This window comes from Ilyomonas limi, from assembly GCF_005233845.1.
Lineage (GTDB): Bacteria > Bacteroidota > Bacteroidia > Chitinophagales > Chitinophagaceae > Ilyomonas > Ilyomonas limi.
The window spans coordinates 70,788-90,618 of the sequence record NZ_SZQL01000002.1 but is presented as its reverse complement, the minus strand read 5'-3'; the positions used below and the strand labels follow the sequence as shown (position 1 = coordinate 90,618).

21 protein-coding genes are annotated in these 19,831 nt (G+C 41.6%); 14 read left to right on the top strand and 7 right to left on the bottom strand.

Annotated features, from left to right (window positions below; all coding sequences use genetic code 11):
- The first annotated feature begins 83 nt into the window (after nt 1-83).
- Nucleotides 84-512, top strand: a complete 429-nt coding sequence (locus FC093_RS03735) for an RrF2 family transcriptional regulator (protein ID WP_137260416.1) — start codon at nt 84-86, stop codon at nt 510-512.
- A gap of 60 nt (nt 513-572) precedes the next feature.
- On the opposite strand, the gene FC093_RS03730 is transcribed toward FC093_RS03735, so the two are convergent.
- Entirely contained in the window at nt 573-1,538 is a 966-nt protein-coding gene (locus FC093_RS03730; RefSeq protein ID WP_137260415.1) for an NAD-dependent epimerase/dehydratase family protein, read from the bottom strand.
- A 195-nt stretch (nt 1,539-1,733) separates the two neighbouring features.
- Between FC093_RS03730 and FC093_RS03725 the strand changes: the two genes are divergently transcribed.
- Complete coding sequence (locus FC093_RS03725; RefSeq protein ID WP_137260414.1) at nt 1,734-2,153, top strand: hypothetical protein; 420 nt, start codon at nt 1,734-1,736, stop codon at nt 2,151-2,153.
- 3 nt (nt 2,154-2,156) lie between these two features.
- Here the strand turns inward: FC093_RS03725 and FC093_RS03720 are convergent, their stop codons facing one another.
- The gene (locus FC093_RS03720) at nt 2,157-2,711 is read right to left on the bottom strand and encodes a DUF4142 domain-containing protein (RefSeq protein ID WP_137260413.1); all 555 of its coding nucleotides are present in this window, start codon (nt 2,709-2,711) and stop codon (nt 2,157-2,159) included.
- Between the two features lie 223 nt (nt 2,712-2,934).
- On the opposite strand from FC093_RS03720, the gene FC093_RS03715 reads away from it, so the two are divergent.
- The 7 genes from FC093_RS03715 to FC093_RS03685 all read left to right on the top strand — a co-directional run bounded on the left by FC093_RS03715 (nt 2,935) and on the right by FC093_RS03685 (nt 7,420).
- Nucleotides 2,935-3,306 carry a hypothetical protein gene (locus FC093_RS03715; protein ID WP_137260412.1) on the top strand — a complete coding sequence of 124 codons (372 nt, stop codon included), beginning with the start codon at nt 2,935-2,937 and terminating at the stop codon, nt 3,304-3,306.
- 345 nt (nt 3,307-3,651) lie between these two features.
- Nucleotides 3,652-4,416 (top strand): Rossmann-like and DUF2520 domain-containing protein, encoded by a 765-nt coding sequence (locus FC093_RS03710; protein WP_137260411.1) that lies wholly within the window; start codon nt 3,652-3,654, stop codon nt 4,414-4,416.
- Nucleotides 4,417-4,666: 250 nt separating this feature from the next.
- Complete coding sequence (locus FC093_RS03705; RefSeq protein ID WP_137260410.1) at nt 4,667-5,002, top strand: 2Fe-2S iron-sulfur cluster-binding protein; 336 nt, start codon at nt 4,667-4,669, stop codon at nt 5,000-5,002.
- 20 nt (nt 5,003-5,022) lie between these two features.
- Nucleotides 5,023-5,259, top strand: a complete 237-nt coding sequence (iscX, locus tag FC093_RS03700) for a Fe-S cluster assembly protein IscX (RefSeq protein WP_137260409.1) — start codon at nt 5,023-5,025, stop codon at nt 5,257-5,259.
- 64 nt (nt 5,260-5,323) lie between these two features.
- Complete coding sequence (locus FC093_RS03695) at nt 5,324-5,887, top strand: KdsC family phosphatase (protein WP_137260408.1); 564 nt, start codon at nt 5,324-5,326, stop codon at nt 5,885-5,887.
- A gap of 9 nt (nt 5,888-5,896) precedes the next feature.
- A complete protein-coding gene (locus tag FC093_RS03690; protein WP_137260407.1) occupies nt 5,897-6,829 on the top strand; it encodes a geranylgeranylglycerol-phosphate geranylgeranyltransferase in 933 nt (310 codons plus the stop codon).
- Nucleotides 6,830-6,835: 6 nt separating this feature from the next.
- Nucleotides 6,836-7,420 carry a Maf family nucleotide pyrophosphatase gene (locus FC093_RS03685; RefSeq protein WP_137260406.1) on the top strand — a complete coding sequence of 195 codons (585 nt, stop codon included), beginning with the start codon at nt 6,836-6,838 and terminating at the stop codon, nt 7,418-7,420.
- A gap of 202 nt (nt 7,421-7,622) precedes the next feature.
- Here the strand turns inward: FC093_RS03685 and FC093_RS03680 are convergent, their stop codons facing one another.
- From FC093_RS03680 to FC093_RS03665, 4 genes are all read right to left on the bottom strand, one after another.
- A complete protein-coding gene (locus FC093_RS03680; protein ID WP_137260405.1) occupies nt 7,623-8,972 on the bottom strand; it encodes a M20/M25/M40 family metallo-hydrolase in 1,350 nt (449 codons plus the stop codon).
- Nucleotides 8,973-9,061: 89 nt separating this feature from the next.
- On the bottom strand, nt 9,062-9,310 hold the full coding sequence (locus tag FC093_RS03675) for a hypothetical protein (RefSeq protein WP_137260404.1): 249 nt from the start codon (nt 9,308-9,310) through the stop codon (nt 9,062-9,064).
- A gap of 213 nt (nt 9,311-9,523) precedes the next feature.
- The gene (locus FC093_RS03670) at nt 9,524-10,153 is read right to left on the bottom strand and encodes a hypothetical protein (protein ID WP_240743170.1); all 630 of its coding nucleotides are present in this window, start codon (nt 10,151-10,153) and stop codon (nt 9,524-9,526) included.
- Nucleotides 10,154-10,165: 12 nt separating this feature from the next.
- Nucleotides 10,166-11,326, bottom strand: a complete 1,161-nt coding sequence (locus FC093_RS03665) for a zinc-dependent alcohol dehydrogenase (RefSeq protein ID WP_137260403.1) — start codon at nt 11,324-11,326, stop codon at nt 10,166-10,168.
- A 395-nt stretch (nt 11,327-11,721) separates the two neighbouring features.
- Between FC093_RS03665 and FC093_RS03660 the strand changes: the two genes are divergently transcribed.
- Both FC093_RS03660 and gcvP read left to right on the top strand, forming a co-directional pair.
- Entirely contained in the window at nt 11,722-12,420 is a 699-nt protein-coding gene (locus tag FC093_RS03660) for an alpha/beta hydrolase (protein WP_137260402.1), read from the top strand.
- A gap of 245 nt (nt 12,421-12,665) precedes the next feature.
- Nucleotides 12,666-15,554, top strand: a complete 2,889-nt coding sequence (gene gcvP, locus FC093_RS03655; protein ID WP_137260401.1) for an aminomethyl-transferring glycine dehydrogenase — start codon at nt 12,666-12,668, stop codon at nt 15,552-15,554.
- Nucleotides 15,555-15,728: 174 nt separating this feature from the next.
- Here gcvP and FC093_RS03650 read toward each other — a convergent pair whose 3' ends face one another.
- Nucleotides 15,729-17,726: a DUF3857 domain-containing transglutaminase family protein gene (locus FC093_RS03650; RefSeq protein WP_170970984.1), complete on the bottom strand. Its 1,998-nt coding sequence runs from the start codon at nt 17,724-17,726 to the stop codon at nt 15,729-15,731.
- Nucleotides 17,727-18,004: 278 nt separating this feature from the next.
- Here FC093_RS03650 and FC093_RS03645 point away from each other — a divergent pair, with 278 nt between their 5' ends.
- The 3 genes from FC093_RS03645 (at nt 18,005) to FC093_RS03635 (ending at nt 19,776) form a co-directional block, all read left to right on the top strand.
- The gene (locus FC093_RS03645) at nt 18,005-18,595 is read left to right on the top strand and encodes an NADH-quinone oxidoreductase subunit B (protein WP_137260399.1); all 591 of its coding nucleotides are present in this window, start codon (nt 18,005-18,007) and stop codon (nt 18,593-18,595) included.
- Between the two features lie 149 nt (nt 18,596-18,744).
- Nucleotides 18,745-19,275, top strand: coding sequence for an NADH-quinone oxidoreductase subunit C (locus tag FC093_RS03640; RefSeq protein ID WP_137260398.1), 531 nt, complete (start codon nt 18,745-18,747; stop codon nt 19,273-19,275).
- A gap of 276 nt (nt 19,276-19,551) precedes the next feature.
- Nucleotides 19,552-19,776, top strand: coding sequence for a type II toxin-antitoxin system YoeB family toxin (locus tag FC093_RS03635; RefSeq protein WP_137260397.1), 225 nt, complete (start codon nt 19,552-19,554; stop codon nt 19,774-19,776).
- Nucleotides 19,777-19,831 lie beyond the last annotated feature (55 nt).

Below are 19,831 nucleotides of genomic sequence, written 5' to 3'. Positions count from 1 at the left end.
CAGATCTCCTTCGGACTATTAATGTAGAATTAACAACTATAAGTCCTATTTTTGTAGGTTGATGCGATTGATAAAACAAGGGTATGCTTTCTAAAAAAACACAGTATGCTTTTAAGGCTTTGATGTACCTGGCGCAGCAGCGCGGCGGCGAGCCGGTGCTCATTGCCGAAATTTCGCAGAAGCAAAATATTCCACTTAAGTTTTTGGAAAACATATTGCTCGAACTAAAAAAGCAGGGCATACTGGATAGCAAAAAAGGCAAGGGCGGCGGCTATTATCTGGCTAAGCCGCCGGAGAAAGTTTTTTTAGCCGAAGTATTGCGACTGATAGATGGACCCATAGCCTTGCTGCCCTGTGTAAGTCTGCACTTTTACCAGCGATGCGGGCACTGCGATGAAAATAATTGTGGACTGCGCGACATTATGTGCCAGGTGCGCGATGCTAACCTGGCCATTCTTGAAAACAAAACGGTAGCCGACATTTCTTATGTGTCTTTGCCTACGGGGAAATAAAGTTTAAACTTCTATTTTTTTGCTTAAAGCCCGGGATTTATAGATCGCAGTTATTACAATCTAATGGCTTTTTGCATATGCTTTTTGAACATTCTCCAGCATATCTTTTGTCATTTTTTCCAAATCATATTCCGGCTTCCAGTGCCAGTCTTTTTGCGCAATACTATCATCAATGCTTTGCGGCCAACTGTTGGCAATGGTTTGGCGGTAGTCTGGTTTATAATCAATGGTAAAATCGGGTATATACTGTTGAATACTGGCTGCAATTTCGCCCGGAGAAAAACTAATGCCAGCCAGATTGTATGATGTGTGTACCGAAATATTTTCGGCTGGCGCCTCCATCAATTCGATGGTGGCGCGAATGGCATCGGGCATATACATCATGGGCAAATAAGTATCTTCGGCCAGATAGCAATTGTAGTGTTTATCTTCTACTGCTTCGCTAAATATTTCTACGGCGTAATCGGTAGTGCCGCCGCCGGGTGCCGACTTATAACTAATCAATCCCGGATAGCGCAAGCTGCGAACATCTACGCCCCAACGCTGGTGATAATAATTGCACCAAAATTCGCCTGCATATTTACTAATGCCATACACCGTAATCGGCTCAATAATAGTTTGCTGCGGACAATTGTGTTTAGGTGATGTAGGTCCAAAAACCGCAATGCTGCTGGGCCAATATATTTTGGTTAATTGTTCTTCTCTTGCAATGTCCAGTACATTCAGCAAGCCCTGCATGTTGAGGTTCCAGGCGAGATTTGGATTTTTTTCACCCGTGGCAGAAAGAATGGCTGCGAGTAAATAAATCTGCGTAATATTTTGGCGAATTACCTGTACATGCAGCATTTCTTTGTTCATTACATCCAGCGATACATACGGCCCGGTGCCTTCGAGCAGCGGGTTTTGTTCGCGCAAATCAGAAGCAATTACATTGGCATTGCCATATATTTTGCGAAGCGCCATTGTTAATTCAACACCTATTTGTCCCGAAGCACCTATTACCAGAATCTTTTCTTTGACAGCCATATAGCTAAACTTTTGGAGCGCAAATAAAAGACAAACAATTGTTTGTTTATCTTCTGTGTTTAACTTTTTTACTGCAATGCTGTCTTATGGCAACAATTGGTGAATACAGAATAACTACGCGGTAAGCTACTATTGAAGAGATTTTAAACAAACACTGTAAAGATTCGTTTATCTTGTTGTAATAAAACAATGAATATGCTTTTTAAAATTTGCTCCATAATACTAATACTCATTCCTTTTTTGTCCTATAGTCAATCGGTTGATAGCTGGAAGTTGTATCTTAATGAAAAACAACTTGCATCGGCAACAGAGGATAGCATACCAACGGTGCAGGTACATAAAAGGGATACTTCTGCTTTGAAGTTTGTATTTGCAGGGAGCGATACTGCTTTTATAAGAAAAGTTATAGTAATGAACAAACAACGCAATGGCATTGACAGTAAAACAGCAGCTGCCAATGCCATAAAAGTTGTTTTCAATGTTCAGGAGCTCAACCGGCTATCCCATGGCGAAGACCTTATTTTTTATATTGTAAAAATACCGGCCAACCCTGCAAAAGCTGCTCTTGTGCGGGTAGCACCCCGACCTATCTGCAACCTGCAATGGATACCATAAAACTTACTGCATATTTTGGTGAATTGCCTGTGCAGAATCGAGATGTTTTTGTAAAACAGGTACTGTTTTAGCCGCAAAACTTCTGATGGCAGTATCAGTAACATTTTGGGCAGCGTCTTTAAATTTATCTACATCTTCTTTATGGTCATCCACCATCATATCCATATAAGCTTTATCAAAATCTTTTCCTGTTTTACTGCTCAGGTCGTCTATGTGTTTCTTTTTGTCGTCCGACATACTATCGGGTAATGCAATATTTTGTCTTGCTGCTATTGCCTTTAATTCGTCGTTGGCTTGTGAGTGATCTTTTACCATCATGGCTCCAAAGTCCTTCACGCGCTGGCTTTGGGCTTTTTGCTGCGCCATTTGTCCCAACTGCACTTCCATCATGCCGCCACTGGCTGCTTCCGTTGCAAAATCAGAGGTATTGTTGCTCACAACATTTGTACTATCATTTACATCCTGTGCGCTGTCAACACTATCCTGGTTGTTGTTGGATGCACTGTTACATGCTAATAGCATCCAGCTACTAACAAATACAATCATAATTTTTTTCATAACATAAATTTTTGAGGTTACTCTATCTGCCTATCAAAGTATAAGCCATAACCGGGTAGATTAAGTGAATATCCGGGTAAACAGCAGCCTCAATAAGGGATTACGGCGACTTGCAACTGACTTGCAACTGAAATGTATTTGCCTAAAAAATGTTAAACGAACACCTGATAGCTAAACGATTCTTGCAGCAGCAGGTCTTTATTACAACTAAAATTTTACGGGTATGAAAAGAATTTTTTACACTGTACTTTTATTAATGTCCGTTGCTTTTACCATCACCAATGCATCTGCACAACCACGTTTTCCTAGGGCCTACGATCATTTGCGTTTGGAATCGTTTTTCTATTATCCGCAAACTAATGTGTATTACAGCTTCCGTACACACCAGTATATCTATCCATCGCACGGAGGCTGGCAAATAGCGTATCGGTTGCCGCATCATGTACGCATTGGCAAAGCAGATCGTATAACTATCGAACACCGTGGTTTTGATGTGTGGAATGACAATGCAAAGCACCAATATGCATATGGCAGGCGTTACAATACTCCACCTGCAATTGTATATACACCCGACAGGCGGTACAATGGCTTTTAACTGTATTTGAAGTTTGTGTGGTATGTTAGGTTTTACAAGGTTGCCTTTTCAGGCAGCCTTTTTATGTTGATATCGGATAATATTGTAGATCCCGCACGACTAAATCCGTTAAGACTAAGGCGCAGATTGAAATAAGCTGATAAGAGAATGGCACTAAACAGGTGTTTTAAAGTGGTATTTTTATTTAGCTCTTTTAAAAAGTTAAGGTGCAATTACCTAGTATATATGTAATAAGCATGGATAGCATTCGGGAATAATAGGTGCTTTTTTGTTCGAAACATAGTATGTTACATTGCACTTATCCTTCGCAGCAATATTGCACCTGTATGTTAATATTGCAGCATTATGAAAATTGTTATCGTTGGCACCGGCAATGTTGCTCAGGTGTTAGGCAAAATGTTATCAAAGGCAAACCATACCATTTTGCAGGTATTTGGCCGTAATCAGCAAAGTTTAAATGAATGTGCAGCTATTTTGCAGGCAATGCCCATTACCGGCTTTAACCAAATAAATACCGAAGCAGAAGTATGCATAATAGCTACCAGCGATAGTGCCATTGCTGCCATTGCTGCGCAGTTGCATTTGCCCAATACCATTATTGTGCATACGAGTGGCGGCATTTCCATCAATGTGTTGCAAAAGCATAAGCAATATGGCGTAATGTATCCGTTACAGAGTCTGCGCAAAGAGTTGCCTTATCTTCCGGAGGTTCCGCTTTTTGTGGATGGAAATAATGAAGAGATAATAGCGACCATAACTGCATTAGCCAAAACAATAGCTGCAGAAGTGCATTGGGCAGGCGATGCTGAACGATTAAAACTACACATAGCGGCTGTTTTTTGCTCCAACTTTATAAATCATCTGTTTGCGCTGGCAAATCAGTTTTGCAACAGTGAGCATTTGCATTTTAATTATTTAAGGCCTTTGATACACGAAACAGTGCATCGTATGCAGTTTGAAGCGCCGGAAAACTTGCAAACCGGCCCGGCGGTGCGTAACGATGAAACAACAATTCAACGGCATTTGCAGGTATTGCAGTCCTATCCTTTGCTGGCAAACGTATATGAAGTGCTTACGCTAAGTATTAAGAATTGGCAGGTAAAAGGTTGAATCATGACCTTTGGTGTATATCAAAAAACCCCGCCGGAAAGCCAGCGGGGAATTATGAGCAAGCAACCGATCTTTAAATACCATGTATAAAACAATGAAAACCAGAAGCGAAATTCATTGATTGGATAAAAGTAAGTAGAATTTTTATTATGCAGTATAAATTTCTTAACAATTATTTCATATTGTAAAAGCTGCTGAAAGAAGTGCCAGCTATTTTTAGAATACTTTTGCCGCCCAAATGAGGTGAGTAATGTACACGATAAAGATAAATTTTGAACAGAAAGGATTAGCACCTGCAATACTGCACAATATTGAACCTGACCAAAGCCTCCTGGAAGTATGCCTGCATAATGATATTGAACTGCATCACAACTGCGGTGCCGTATGCGCCTGCAGTACCTGTCATGTATATGTAAATGATGGAATGGATTACCTGGAAGAAATAAGCGACAGAGAAGAAGATTTCATTGACCGCGCCGTTAATCCACGCATCAACTCCCGGCTTGGTTGCCAGTGCGTGCTGCTGGATGATAAAGGTGAAATAGAAATAACACTGCCCGATCAAACCCAGTTTTTAGGCGAATAATTATCAAAAATAACGTACTTATGTCTCACTTTGAGCCACCAATCACCTGGAACGATCATGAAGATATTGCCATGAAGCTGTATGAGCGTTTTGGGGATGCATTCAATGAAAGTAAAATATACCGCATACGCTTTACCGATTTGCTGGAATGGGTGCTGCAAATTCCCAACTTTGCGGGTACGCGCGAGCAAAGTACCGAGGGCCACCTGGAAATGATACAAAGTGCCTGGGTGTATGAGTGGCGGGATAACCAGTAACCCCAAACCCTAAAGAGGACAATTATCAGCTTGTACATTTCTTGAGTAGTATAAAAAGATGAGCATGAATAAAAATAGTTTGAATAACTCCCCTTCAGGGGAAGGTGGCAACATCTTATCTCTTTTGAAGAAGGTCACTACTTTTGTTTTTGATGTAGATGGTGTGCTTACAAATGGAACTATTTTGATAATGCCCGATGGCTTAATGGCACGTAAGATGAACATAAAAGATGGGTATGCTTTGCAACTGGCGGTTAAAAAGAATTATCATATAGCAATTATATCCGGGGGTAATTCGGCAGAGGTGAAAGAAAGAATGCAATTGCTGGGTGTACAGGATGTGTATATGCGCATTACAGATAAGAAAACATGTTTGGAGGAATATATGCTCGTCAATAACCTGCGCCGGGAAGAAGTGTTGTTTATGGGCGATGATATACCCGACTATACAGTAATGCAATATGCCGGCGTTGCCTGCTGCCCTGCCGATGCAGCGCAGGAAATAATTAGTATTGCGCATTATGTTTCGCCCCTCAAAGGAGGTGAAGGTTGTGCCCGCGATGTAATAGAAAAAGTACTAAAACTGCGTGGTGACTGGCAGGTAGATACACACATCAAATCCCGATAAATTATTTATTTGAAACAAATTACCGCTTTTTTAAGATTAATACGGTGGCCCAACCTGCTGTTCATCGCACTTACGCAAATATTGTTTGTGTATTGCATAGTAAAGCCGTTGTATGTAGCTGCCGGCAAAGTGCCGGTGGTGCATGGCAAAACTTTTTTCCTGCTGTGCCTTTCGTCGGTATTGGTGGCTGCAGCAGGCTACATTATCAACGATTATTTTGACCTGAATATTGACCGCATTAACAAGCCGGAAAAGCTGGTGGTGGAAAAAATTATTCCGCGCCGCTGGACCATTGTGTTGCATTTAGCATTAAGTGCAGTAGGTATTCTCATTGGCTTTTATATTGACTTTACCACGCCTATTTTATTTCTTGGATTAGCTAATGCAGCATGTGTGTTATTCTTGTTTGTATATTCTATTTCTCTAAAGAAAAAATTACTGGCGGGCAATATATTAATCTCGCTGCTCACGGCATGGGTGGTGCTGGTGATTACGTGGTGCGAAGTGGTGAGCTTTCCGCATATACGCGGTGTGGATATTGCCAAACTAAGCCGTTATACTTTTTTATATGCTGGTTTTGCTTTCATTATTTCTATTATCCGCGAGGTAATAAAAGATATGGAAGATATAGAAGGTGACCGCAAATACGGCTGTACCACAATGCCCATTGTTTGGGGAGTACACGCGTCTAAAATTTTTGTTGCCGTGTGGCTGGTAGTACTTATTGGCATACTTACTATGTTGCAGTTTTATGTGCTTGCGTTTAAATGGTGGGTGAGTGCGGTATATTGCATTGTGTTTATTATTGCGCCGCTCATCAATATTTTACGCGACCTTTTTAAAGCGAATGCGCCAAAAGATTTTCACCGCTTGAGCACCTTGGTAAAACTGGTGATGTTTACCGGCATTTTATCTATTATTTTCATTAAATTTTATTCATAATAAACTATGCAACGTGTTGTTTTGGCATCCGGGTCGCCGCGCCGTAAGCAATTACTGGAGTGGGCAGAAGTGCCTTTTGAGGTGATGGTGGCAAATACCGATGAATCTTATCCTGCCAACATTACGGCTATACAGGATATACCGGTGTATATTGCCCGCAACAAAGCGGCGGCAGTGCAGCACAAAGTAAAAGACCGTAATATTATTGCTGCCGATACCATTGTGGTCTTGCATAACGAAGTGATTGGCAAACCTATAGACAGAGAGCATGCCATTGAAATATTACAACGCCTTTCGGGACAAAACCACCTGGTGATAACGGGTGTGGTTATTAAAAGTGGTGAAAAAGAAATTGCTTTTGCAGATATAACTGAGGTTAGTTTTCATGAATTAACAACTGAGCAAATTACTTTTTATGTAGATAAGTACAAACCCTACGATAAAGCCGGCGCATACGCTATTCAGGAGTGGATTGGAGTAGTAGGAATAAAATCTATTAATGGCGATTTTTACAATGTAATGGGCTTGCCCGTAAGCAGGGTAGTGCAGGCATTGAATGATTTGCATCATGTTTCTTCCGATTCTTTCTGATTGATCCGGGGTAGTATAGTTTGAATTGAAACTGGGAGATATTATAAATTGAGTTGCTTACATGCAAGGTGCCGAATTTTTAAATATCCGGTACCTTTTTATTTATTTCTTTTAATATATACTTTTTACTTATTGCTTACCTTTCTACCTGAACTTTATTCCTGACTTTTCTCTATTTATTGCTTCCTGAATCTTAATAATTTCATCTTCCTACCGAAGGCATAACTGCAAGACTTTCGTTACCATCTGCGCTTACACTTTGCACCGCAAAAAAATAATTGTCTTTGCTGTATGGCAATTGCATGGAAGTATCAGTTGTATAAAATTTCTTCTGCCATACTGCACTCGTGGTTTCGCGCATTAAAACGTAATACGCTGCCACGTTGCCAGTGGTGGGTGCATTCCAATGTAAAGTGGTACTATTGGTTAAGTTTTTTACATCAATAGTTACTGCTTGCGGCGCAGCCGGTGCCTTGGCGAGATTGGCTAAGGTGGATAGATTAACTGTTGTATTTTTCCGTAAATATTCAAAGTCCATAAACGCTTCCAGATCGCCGTACTGAATATTGTTTTCGGTGCGAATATCCTGATGCTGATGATAAAAGTTTTCATTCATTTCAGTAATGCGCACTGCAGGAAAGCCATTTTCTACATACGGCAAATGGTCGCCGCCACGCAAAAAGCGGTCGTTACGGTAGATCATCATTACTTCTATATTAGGAACATACCGTTCGCCCACTTCTTTTACATAGCGCGCCAGTTGCCGCGATTTACCATCGTTTTCAAGGCCTAAAAAACGGATTGTCTTGGCATTTTTATCCAGCTCGTAAGCCGGCAATCCTTCGCTGAAAACACGCAACCTGGTGTTATCAGTAATGTTGGTTTCGTTGCTGTTGTTGCTGCCCACAATATCGTTGTTCAATACGGCTTGTATATTCCAGGTATCTTTTTTGGCTTTGTTTGCCATATAGGTAGAGCCAAGCAAACCTTGCTCTTCGCCGCTCACTGCTACAAAAATGATGGTTGCCGGAAAACTTCTTTTACTCATCACTCTTGCACATTCCAGCACGGCCGCTACGCCGCTGCCATCGTCATTAGCACCGGGCGCATCGCCGGTACGGTCCATTACATCAGTGCGGCGGCTATCTAAGTGCCCGCTGATAATCAAAATGCGATTATCGTTCGGGTCTGTTCCTTTTAGCGTAGCTACCACATTGCCCAGCAATGTTGGTTTATCTACCCGTTTCCCGTCTGGCGGTATGGTGGTAGTGTCTATAAAAGCAGTGAGCCGGCCACCACTGTTTGCAGCAAAAGCATTAAATTTATGGAGTACCCAGTTGCGTGCCGCACCAATACCCTTTTTATTATTATCCTGTGCACTTAGCGTGTTGCGGGTGCCAAAGCTTACTAAAGTATGTATGTATGATTGTAAAGAGTCGGCGTTTACTTCGCTTACCATTTGCGCAATAGCAGTATCTTTTTTTATAATGGTTTGAGAAAATGAAGTAGTACAAAGTGATAGGGTGACTGCTATTAACCAAGGATATTTCATAGGAATTGCCTGATGTATTTTCTGTAAAAAATTATTGCGAATAAAAGTAAACATTGATACGCAAAAGTTATTGTGCAGTATATAAATGTTTATGATAGTATCGTATCTAATTGTTGTGCTATCGCCTGCAGCAATCCGGTATCTAAAGAGTGCAATTGTTTTGCATCGGCATTGGGTGCCAGTGCACGGAAATCTCCCGCATCATCGCGTTCAAAAAATACTTCAGTATCATTTACCACAGTTCTGAATTTGTAAGTATAACCTGTTACAATTAGTTGTGTTTCAAAGTCGTGCTGCTGCCCGTGGTAAGGTACAGTTAGCGTAAATGGCTCATCCATGTATATTAAATATTTGCTGTTGTGTAAGCATGTATATATTATTGGTAATAATCAGTTGGTAGTTGTACTGTACAAGCTATTTTAACGAGAAAAACTTTAGACATTCATTACAAAACTAAACCCTTAAGACAATCAACTTATCAATCGTCTTAAGGGTTTTGCCTAAAATCTTCACCTTATAGGTCGTTAGTCATATCATTGCGCTATGTTTTATCAGGAAGTAACTTTTGCTTTCATTGCCCTCATTGCTTTTAGTGCTTTCTTCTTTTTATTTTTACTGGAGGAAAACGCTATTGCTGCCGTTATGATGGCTGCGCCAATCAATGCTTCTTTAATAACGCCTTTTCTGTTGTACTTCCATTCTGCTTTCCAGCCGCGTTCTTCAATAATGTTGGGAATATGACCACGCCTCAAATCGTCAATCACGCCTTCTACCATATTTACCCGGTCGGCTAATATCAATCCCATCCAGTGCATAGCATTGGCTTCGCTGTACTTAAATGCTGCACGCCGTATGGCACCGCTTAAGCCTTTGGGTGGCAATCTGTCGCTGGTAACCCGGCTAACTGTCGGGCGCTCGATAGAATGTAAGATTTCGACAGTTACCGGTTGCTGTGGCGGCTTTTCATAATTAATCCGTTGATGGTCGGCACCATTGTAGTGCCGCATGGGATAAGCCGGATCATGATCATCGGCATCCATGCCCCAGCCAGGTATATGCTTATATTGGTCTGCCAGCATGGTATCGTCGGCTGCCAGCTTGTTATTATGTGTATGCGGCACATCAGTAATACTATTAGCCGCGGTATTGGTATCCGTAACAGGATTTAGTGTATTTGCCATAACAAAATGTTTTTATGCCACATTGGCTTTTGGGGGAATAAGAACTGCTTTTATAATATTGTCGCGCTTTGCCGAAAACATGTGATAACCTTCCGATACTTCTTCGAGTGGCATACGATGGGTTATTATATCTTTCGGGCTTAAGCGCCCTGTCATAATATGGTCAATCAGGCGGGGCAATAGGCGCTTTACCGAAGCCTGATTCGTGCGTATGGTAATACCTTTATTCATCGCACTGCCTATTGAAAACAAATTCCACGGCGGACCGTACACGCCAATAATAGAAAGAATACCACCTCTTTTAACCGAGTTTACCGCCCAGTGCAATGCAGTGGCAGAACCGGCCTGCAGCAACAATTTTTTACCCAGCACTGTTTGAAACGCACTGCCCGATGCATCGCAGCCGACGGCATCAATTACTACATCGGCACCCCACCAGTCGGTAGTTCTTTTCACAAAAACAACCGGGTCGTCCATTTCTTTAAAATTATAAGCTTCGGCAAACGAAAACTTTCGGGCAAACTCCAGCCGGTATTCCAAATGGTCAATCACAATCACTCTGCCAGCACCAAACAGCCAGGCGCATCTTGCAGCCATCAAACCAATTGGCCCCGCGCCATACACTACTACCGTGTCACCTTTTTGTATGCCACCCATTTCTGCTGCCTGGTAGCCGGTAGGCGTTACATCGGTGAGCAATACAGCATCTTCTATATCCATACCATCGGGAATCTTAATGGGGCTGATATCGGCATATGGCACCCGCACATATTCTGCCTGTCCGCCATCGAAACCGCCAGCGGTGTGCGAGTATCCAAAAATGCCTGCGACGGCTGTTGCCATTGAGTTTGATTCGGCACAGTTGCCATACATTTCCTGCTTGCACAGCGGGCATGCGCCGCATGCAATGTTGAATGGCACCAATACATGATCACCAACTTTTAATTTTGTCACTTCCGATCCTACTTCCTCCACAATGCCTGTAAACTCATGGCCGAAAGTGCTTCCAATGCGTGTATCCGGCACCAGTCCGTGATACAAATGCAGGTCGGAGCCGCAAATGCAGGAGCGCGTTACACGTACAATAGCATCCTGGGGATGCAAAATTTCAGGCTCCGGTTTGTTACGGTCAACCCGTATCCGGTACGGTCCCCGGAAGTTCATTGCAATCATAGGTTATTTGTTTTTAGGTGTTTTTAAAATGGCTTATTTATATTTTATCAACCGTTTGTAAGAAGTAATTATAAGCGTTTGCAAAAGCTCGGATTGAGTAATTGTAAAGATGTATATTCAATAAAAAACATGCCATTACTATTGCAATAAAATGAAATTGCGTTATGTAGCGTAAAATGATAATGAGGAATATACAGATACTGAGCAGCATAAGTGGTTTATATCCTTAATATAATTTGGTAGTGTTTCCATGAGCTATGGTTTTTATTCCTCATCCCTTTCACAATTGCATATATGCAGTTATTATTTATATTGATGAAAAGGAATGACTTAATTGTTCAATCAACGCCTTGGTATAACACTTGTTTGCTCTACCGGAAAGGTGAGGGTAGGTTATGAATAAAGGTGTGTATAGCGCTGGCCGTTTAACCGCAAAGCCCCATGGAAAACCTGCAAACGATACGATGCCCACTGGTGTTCAATCGCTTCAGTTACATAGCAAAAAAGAAAGTTTCATATATGTTCCACAACAATACAATGCCGCAATACCAGCTTCGCTGGCGATAATGTTGCACGGCTCCGGCGGCATTGCCGGGCATGGGCTGTATTTGATAAATCAATATGCCGATGCAAATAATATGATTGTGTATGCGCCGGCTTCGCAGGATTATACCTGGGATATTATTGCCGGTGATTCTTTTGGTATGGATGTCAGCTTTTTAGACCATGCGCTCCAAACTATTTTTGAAAATTATGCCATAGATGCCACACCTGTTGCTATTGGTGGCTTTTCAGATGGTGCTTCTTATGCGCTATGTCTTGGTTTAATTAATGGCGATTTATTCAACAATAGTATAGCTTTTTCACCAGGATTTTTCTATGTAACGAAAGAGCATGGCAAGCCCGCAGTCTTTATTTCGCATGGCGTTCACGACAGGGTGTTGCCCATTGGTAGTTGCAGCCGGCGCATTGTGCCACCGTTAAAAAGAAAGGGGTTGGAGGTCTCCTATCATGAATTTGATGGGGAACATGAAATACCTGATAATCTCAGGCAGGAAGCGGTAACATGGTTTGAAGGGAAGGAACGTGAATGATATAATTAAAGTTTATAAATGTCTATTCAGCCTAATATTATTCAGTAAAGAAGTAGTACAGTTCTGTAAGGTGTTATATAAGTAGAAGTAAACAGGAATGTATGTTATTCCAAGCTCCGCAGGAGTCCATTTCCCAATACTTTCTTAATTACAATTCACAGCTATCCACATTATTTTCCCAACAGTTTTACATCATTTCTTAAAGGCATACCTTTGCGCTTTCTAAAAAAGTGGTCACCCAATATATGAATATATTTGAACAGCAGGATACCGAATTTGAGAGACGGCATATCGGTCCTGATGAAACAGAAGTAAAGGAAATGCTCACCACTATTGGTGTAGAAAGCATAGACGAACTAATCAACAAAACTATTCCTCCCGGTATTCATTTAGAGCAGCCGTTGCGCTTGCCGGCTGCCATCTGCGAATACGAGTATTTAAATGAATTAAAGCAGGTTGCACTTAAAAATAAAGTGTATAAAACATGGATAGGGCAGGGGTATTACAATACCATTACGCCCAGTGTTATCCTCCGCAACCTGTTTGAAAACCCCGGGTGGTACACCCAATACACACCGTATCAGGCAGAAATTTCTCAGGGGCGTTTAGAAAGTTTACTCAACTTTCAAACGATGATTGCCGACCTGACTGGTTTGCAACTGGCGAATGCTTCTCTATTAGATGAATCAACGGCTGCTGCGGAAGCTATGGCAATGCTCTTTCATCACGTAAACAATCCGGGCAAAATCACCAAGCCTAAATTTTTTGTAGATAATCACATTTTTCCCCAAACAAAAGATGTGATTATCACCCGCGCAACGCCTATTGGTGTGGAACTGGTATTTGGGGAATATAAAAGTGCACAGTTAGATGAAACGTATTTTGGGGCATTTATACAATATCCCAACAACAACGGCTCAATAGAAGACTACAAGACTTTTATAGAACAGGTACATGCCGTAAAAGGCTATGTAGTAATGGCTGCCGATTTATTAGCCTTAACCTTGCTTACACCTCCCGGTGAGTTAGGGGCGGATGTGGCTGTTGGCTCGGCACAGCGTTTTGGCGTGCCGCTGGGGTATGGTGGTCCGCACGCGGCTTTCTTTGCTACAAAAGATGAATTTAAACGTGGTATTCCCGGTCGCATCATTGGCGTAAGTGTGGATGCGCAAAACAACCGTGCTTTGCGCATGGCATTGCAGACCCGCGAGCAGCACATCAAGCGCGAAAAAGCCACCTCCAATATTTGTACTGCACAGGCTTTATTGGCAAATATGGCTGCGATGTATGCCGTGTACCATGGACCTAAAGGTTTAAAAGGGCTTGCAGAACGCGTAGCATTATTGACGCAAACCTTAGCCGAAACGCTGGAAGAGTTAGGTTTTAAAAACGAAAACCAATTTTATTTCGATACCATAAAAATTAAAGGCGATGCCGCAACCATTCGCCCGATAGCAGAAAATGCGCAGATCAATTTCCGCTATTTGGAAGACGGAACTATCGGCATCAGCCTCGATGAAACCACAACGCAAAAAGATGTGCTGGATATTGCGTATGTGTTTGCATCTTTGAAAGATTTGGCAGATATCGCCGTGAGCTTCGATACAGAAGGGTACGAACTGAAAGGTCTCCCGGCATTTGCCAAACGTACTTCTCCTTATTTAACGCATCCGGTTTTCAATATTCACCGTAACGAAACGCAGATGATGCGGTATTTAAAGCAACTGGAAAACAAAGATTTATCGCTTAATACCAGCATGATAAGTCTTGGCAGTTGCACGATGAAGCTGAATGCAGCTACCGAAATGATTCCTGTAACTTGGCCCGCTTTCAGTCATTTGCATCCCTTTGTACCTGCCGACCAGGCGCAGGGTTATCAATATATTATTGAAGAGTTAAGCAAATACCTCTGTAAAATTACCGGCTTTGATGCCTGCAGCCTGCAGCCCAACAGCGGTGCGCAAGGCGAATATGCCGGCTTGCTTACCATTATGCAATACCACAAAGCACAAGGCAATGCACACCGCAATGTAGTGCTGATACCCATTTCGGCACACGGCACCAATCCTGCCAGTGCAGTAATGACGGGAATGAAAGTAGTAGTGGTAAAAAGCGATGCCGAAGGGCATATTGATATAGAAGATTTAAAAGTAAAAGCGGAACAATATAAAGAAACGCTTGGTGCGCTGATGGTTACCTATCCATCTACACACGGCGTGTTTGAGGGAGGCATTCAGGAAATGTGCAACATTGTACACGAGCACGGCGGACAAGTATATATGGATGGTGCCAACATGAATGCACAGGTGGGGCTTACCTCTCCCGCAACCATCGGTGCCGATGTTTGTCACTTAAACCTGCATAAGACATTCGCTATTCCGCATGGCGGTGGCGGTCCGGGCATGGGACCTATTTGTGCACGCGAACACCTGAAGCCTTATTTGCCTGGACACGTTTTTACCGCAAAGAGCAATGAACCGGCAGCAAACGGCTATCATGCAGTAAGTGCAGCTCCATTCGGCTCTGCCAGCATCTTACTTATTAGTTATGGTTATATCAGAATGTTGGGAGTAACCGGCGTAAAGAAGGCAACAGAAATTGCTATTCTCAATGCCAATTATATGAAGGCAAGGCTGCAACAGCATTACCCGGTATTATTCACCGGCAGCAATGGTACGTGTGCACATGAGTTTATTGTGGATTTGCGTCCCTTTAAAGCAACAACAGGCGTTGAAGCTGAGGATGTTGCGAAGCGCTTGATAGACTATGGCTTTCATGCCCCAACCATGAGTTTTCCGGTACCGGGCACCATTATGATTGAGCCTACCGAGAGTGAGGACAAAGCCGAACTGGACCGTTTTTGCGAAGCACTTATTAGTATAAGAGATGAGATAAAAGCTATTGAAGAAGGTAAAGCTGATAAAACGGATAATGCTTTGAAAAATGCTCCGCATACGCAAGCTATGGTTTGCGCGGATGAATGGAACCATCCGTACAGCCGCAAAGAAGCTGCTTTCCCATTGCATTACGTAATGCTGAATAAGTTTTGGCCATCTGTTGCACGCATTAATAACACTTTTGGCGACCGTAATCTGGTGTGCACCTGCGAGCCGGTATCAGCTTATATGAGTTAAAAGCTATTTCTATTGTTGAGCATAAATAAAGCCTTGCAATAGTGCAAGGCTTTATTGTTTTAAATAAGTTATATGCAAATACAAAAACTTTTCTTGAACAATAAACAGGAAGCTTTTGAACTCACAACTGGCTACTCATAAGTGACACCTGCGAAATGTGTTCTGAACATAAGCTCAACTTCTCCTTTGTGTCCACCAGAGTACTGAACCTATTAAAATAAATATGGGTACTACTAAGTACAGCGAGTTGGTGGTAGTACTATTTTTTGCGAATAACGTATTATCTGTATTGGAATAAGTAGTAATTGCATAGTCAGATACGTTATCTATTTCCTTCAATTTACTAAAATATTGTGGCGCCTCGGCAGGTGTAATTGCATCTTTTAAGTTTTCGAAATCATAAGCCAGTACTACCTTCCGCCACGATGTTGTACATTTTACTTTATACACAAAACCACTGCATTTTATCACTGCATCATAAGGCTTTAAATTCCAGTCTTCGGGTAGGTTTATTTCCACTTCTTCGTGGTATTTTGCAGGGTAGGAAAGATAAAACGGCATGGTGCGCGATTTATCTTTCGGCTTTTTAATAACACCATTGATAACATAAGAAGTAAAGGAACTTTTCAATCCTTTTGTTTCCATGTTCCAAAAGCTGTCTATTGTATAATATTCGGTGGTGGTAAAGGTACCACTGATGCTGTCGTCATTATAGGTAAGGCTGTCGCTGATAATGCCGCTGAAATAACCCTGGTAAAATTGTTTAAACTCATTAAGCAATTCATAATTGCTGCTGCTGTTAAACTCATCGCGCATATCATCGGCATAAGACCCTTTATATTCTGTTATTACTTTCAAGTCAGCTTTTCCCAGCATGTTTTTTATAGAAAAAATTTCTCTCACGCGCTCTTCACTTTGCTCATGCAATGCAGTAGGCGTAAGTGCAAAAGTGGTATCGGTAATCACCAGTCCCGTTTTGTAATCCGGATAAGAAATGTCTTTCAAACTGCCGCGCTGATAACTGATAGTCGGGTCAAACCAATGCTCGCCATCCTGCAAGATAACTTTCACAGTGGCATGGTCAAAGCATTGCGCAGAAGGCAGCCAGTTATTGATGGCTTGCGTGTAACCGGAATTGATTAAAACCGGATAAGCTTGAATGCCCATTTTGCGCAGCATGGTTACCAGCAGATAACTTTTTTCTTTACAATCGCCAAAGCGCCGCGCAAATACTTTGTCGGGAGTGGCGGGCAAGTGCGAATGGACGCCCATTTCCAGACCCATATAGCGTATATCATCCTGCACAAAACGTAAGGCGGCTTTTACTCTGTCTGCTTCTGTTTTATTTATAGTATTTATCTCTTCTATCTTTTTTTGCAAGGGTGCAGATAGTGAAGTTGGCGTTGAAAACAAGCTGGCAGCCCACGCATTCACCTCTTTCCAATCTTTAAATTCACTTACCATAATGCTGCTATACGGGTCGTACCACGAAGGCAGCGCATCCTGCACATGCAATGCATGTATATCATCCATTTTCCACTCATATACCGTTTGAGTCGCTTCGGTATGTATGCCTGGCGCAATAGTATCCCCACTATTGCGAATGTTAACGGCGCGGCCGGCAGGAACAATTAACTTATAATATAGATGATATTGGGGAGTAGAAAATTTTGTATTATAAAAATCGCTGTATTTGTTCTTGAAAATCGGATTAAAGCCCTTTAGTGTATAGCTATATTCCACAATGTCATTTTTACGTACATCCTCCAAAAACAAAACAGACTTCAGCGTGCCGTTGTAAATAAAACGGTTCAGTTCGGATTCTTCCTGAATGGTTTTTATTTTACTTAAATCCAGTTTGTTGATGGTTTGTCCATCACGGATAATTTTTATGGTATGAATAGTAAGTGACTGATAGGTAGGATCGAAATAAAAAGACAGTTGCGACATATTTTGTACGCCGGCTTCAGATAGAATTTTATAAGCTTCCTTTATATATACGCTTTGTGTAGCAAGCGAAACCTGCTTTTGAAAATCAAGATCTATATACCCATCTTCTGCTTCGCGGTGTAAAGTGGTTTTATTATAATCTGCAGATACAAGAGTAATCCAGGATGGCTCTTTGCCCGAAAGTGGTTTGTTTTGTGCATTGGATACCGGGATTAAAATCAACAGACTTAAGGCTAGGGTTAAGCAGCGCTTGGCGCAATAACAATAATTCATGCAGGCAAATTATTATTTTCACAAAATATCACAATTAAATTTCTTTAATAAGTAGTAATAGTTGAGACTTTTTTGAATAAGTAAATTACCGGAGCAAAGACTGGATAACAATCGTTCTAGGCTTGTTTTGTTGCATCAATAATTAGGCATACTATTCTATTTAGCATCATTTTTTGCGCTTTGTGGCGTACATTTGTGAGATTAAATTAAAAGGAGAAGATAGTATTATGGCACGTCCCGTACGATTTAATATTCATCCTAAAAAAGCAGATATTCACGATAATATTGCCATCGCCGATATGCCGGAAGGCTCACAGGGCGAAGGCTATTTTGCTACCAACTTTGAAAAGATAGTAGGCCTGGCGCGTAAAAATTCCCTTTGGCCATTACCTTTTGCTACTTCCTGCTGTGGCATCGAGTTCATGGCCACCATGGCACCCCATTATGACCTTGCGCGTTTTGGTGCTGAGCGCTTGGGCTTTACGCCGCGCCAGTGCGATCTCCTGATGGTGATGGGAACAATTTCAAAAAAAATGGCACCGGTGGTAAAGCAGGTATATCTGCAAATGGCAGAACCCCGTTGGGTGATGGCTGTAGGTGCTTGTGCCTGTTCCGGTGGTATTTTCGATACCTATTCGGTATTGCAGGGTATTGACCAGGTTGTACCCGTTGACGTATATGTTCCCGGTTGCCCGCCACGCCCCGAAGCTATTATTGATGGCGTATTGCGCATCCAGGATCTGGTACATAACGAAAGTTTGCGGCGCCGGAATACACCGGAATACAAAGCATTACTAAATAGTTACGGTATTCAATAAATTTGGGACAATGCAATTAATGAATGTTAGTTGCATTTTTCTTTTATAGCAGTATGGTTGCCGAGCCTGTTTTCTATATTATTTTATACGAAAAATATAAAAAACAGATTGTTTCTTTGCCGGGAAATTACGTTTTATAAAACTGGATTATGTCATTGACTAACGAAATAGTGCAACAGCGCCTGACTGAATATTTTGGAGAGGCGGTTTTCAATTTTACAGCGCCTTACGGAATGCTAACCTTTGAAACGCCCAAAGAGAACAACCTCAAAGTGTTGCAGTTTTTATATGATGAGCTGGGCTTTCAGTTTTTGACAGATGTAACAGCCGTGCACTACCCCAATGATAAAGGCCGTGAACTGGCTGTAGTGTATCACCTGCACAACCTGGTAGAGAATATCCGTATCCGGTTCAAAGTGTTTACCGATATTAATACACCGGATGTGTTTACGGCAACCCGCCTGTTCGAATCTGCCAACTGGCAGGAACGCGAAACCTATGATTTTTATGGCGTGAACTTCGTTGGTCATCCCAACCTCCGGCGTATTATGAATGTGGATGAAATGGATTACTTTCCACAACGTAAAGAATACCCTGTGGAAGACCAGACGCGTCGTGATAAAGATGATGAAATGTTTGGCAGGGGTGGCGATACGGCTTTTACAAAGGATGTTTATTAATTCAATTTATTTTGATAGTAGAGGATGCAGATAAAGAGGCAGCAGCTTTGTTCAAAAAACGACTAAAATGTTAGTATTAAAATAAATACCCAATCAAAAAAGTTTGCCGGGTGTAATAAAAAATCCTGAGTTGTTAAAGCGAATAAAACGGACTGAAGAAGGCTGGTCCGAATTTATCAGCACAGATATTGAAGGTTTAAAAACGAGCTTAGAAAGAATTAAGTTGGTGGATAAAGAACCATCCAAAAACAGTACTCAGGATAGTTGAACTGATACATGCTGTTATTTGAAGGCATAGTAAAATCGGAACCGCTTATAGCTAATTGGATGGGTTATCAAGGCAAAAGAATAACAGATGAACACAGGTTGGTTTATGAAGTAGATAATGGAATAATAATCATTGTAGCGCTGAAAGAGCTTCTTGGAAAAAGAAAATATGGTAATAATAAAATGTTCGGCAGAAACAGCAATACAGCTTTTATAAGAGGTCTATCAACTTGAGGTGTACTATTACATGTTTTATATTGTATCGCAGATTTAGATAATATTTGAAATA

Coding starts and splice junctions, on each gene's coding strand:
- FC093_RS03660 (WP_137260402.1), top strand. CDS start 11,722: ATGAATAAAGGTGTGTATAGCGCTGGCCGTTTAACCGCAAAGCCCCAT.
- FC093_RS03735 (WP_137260416.1), top strand. CDS start 84: ATGCTTTCTAAAAAAACACAGTATGCTTTTAAGGCTTTGATGTACCTG.
- FC093_RS03705 (WP_137260410.1), top strand. CDS start 4,667: ATGTACACGATAAAGATAAATTTTGAACAGAAAGGATTAGCACCTGCA.
- FC093_RS03670 (WP_240743170.1), bottom strand. CDS start 10,153: ATGGCAAATACACTAAATCCTGTTACGGATACCAATACCGCGGCTAAT.
- FC093_RS03665 (WP_137260403.1), bottom strand. CDS start 11,326: ATGATTGCAATGAACTTCCGGGGACCGTACCGGATACGGGTTGACCGT.
- iscX (WP_137260409.1), top strand. CDS start 5,023: ATGTCTCACTTTGAGCCACCAATCACCTGGAACGATCATGAAGATATT.
- gcvP (WP_137260401.1), top strand. CDS start 12,666: ATGAATATATTTGAACAGCAGGATACCGAATTTGAGAGACGGCATATC.
- FC093_RS03640 (WP_137260398.1), top strand. CDS start 18,745: ATGTCATTGACTAACGAAATAGTGCAACAGCGCCTGACTGAATATTTT.
- FC093_RS03685 (WP_137260406.1), top strand. CDS start 6,836: ATGCAACGTGTTGTTTTGGCATCCGGGTCGCCGCGCCGTAAGCAATTA.
- FC093_RS03695 (WP_137260408.1), top strand. CDS start 5,324: ATGAATAAAAATAGTTTGAATAACTCCCCTTCAGGGGAAGGTGGCAAC.
- FC093_RS03720 (WP_137260413.1), bottom strand. CDS start 2,711: ATGAAAAAAATTATGATTGTATTTGTTAGTAGCTGGATGCTATTAGCA.
- FC093_RS03730 (WP_137260415.1), bottom strand. CDS start 1,538: ATGGCTGTCAAAGAAAAGATTCTGGTAATAGGTGCTTCGGGACAAATA.
- FC093_RS03725 (WP_137260414.1), top strand. CDS start 1,734: ATGCTTTTTAAAATTTGCTCCATAATACTAATACTCATTCCTTTTTTG.
- FC093_RS03680 (WP_137260405.1), bottom strand. CDS start 8,972: ATGAAATATCCTTGGTTAATAGCAGTCACCCTATCACTTTGTACTACT.
- FC093_RS03635 (WP_137260397.1), top strand. CDS start 19,552: ATGCTGTTATTTGAAGGCATAGTAAAATCGGAACCGCTTATAGCTAAT.
- FC093_RS03645 (WP_137260399.1), top strand. CDS start 18,005: ATGGCACGTCCCGTACGATTTAATATTCATCCTAAAAAAGCAGATATT.
- FC093_RS03710 (WP_137260411.1), top strand. CDS start 3,652: ATGAAAATTGTTATCGTTGGCACCGGCAATGTTGCTCAGGTGTTAGGC.
- FC093_RS03675 (WP_137260404.1), bottom strand. CDS start 9,310: ATGGATGAGCCATTTACGCTAACTGTACCTTACCACGGGCAGCAGCAC.
- FC093_RS03715 (WP_137260412.1), top strand. CDS start 2,935: ATGAAAAGAATTTTTTACACTGTACTTTTATTAATGTCCGTTGCTTTT.